The 253-nt window shown below is 49.8% G+C and carries 1 protein-coding gene; it reads right to left on the bottom strand.

Annotation, left to right across the window (positions count from 1 at the left end):
• Positions 1-253 (bottom strand): hypothetical protein (locus AAEY79_RS15730; RefSeq protein WP_352289550.1); only part of this gene is annotated, 253 nt, incomplete at both ends.

Genomic DNA, 253 nt, shown 5'->3' with positions numbered 1-253 from the left:
AAACTCACGACTCTCACGCCATCCCTGAGTTGAGCTTCATCACCGCTCAGGTGACTTAGAATGTATAGCTGCATCGGGTCGGCTGTGACTGGCTCTTCATCACCGCTCAGGTGACTTAGAAAAATGGCAGGCGTACCGCTTACTGGTACACCGACTTCATCACCGCTCAGGTGACTTAGAAAATAAGACGCTGTTCCGTTAGCAGTTGCAATCACTTCATCACCGCTCAGGTGACTTAGAAAAATGACACGCA

The organism is Psychrobacter sp. GW64-MNA-CIBAN-0177 (assembly GCF_040309585.1).
GTDB lineage: Bacteria > Pseudomonadota > Gammaproteobacteria > Pseudomonadales > Moraxellaceae > Psychrobacter > Psychrobacter okhotskensis.
The sequence above is the reverse complement of the archived record's forward strand: the minus strand, read 5'-3'. Positions and strand labels throughout refer to the sequence as shown.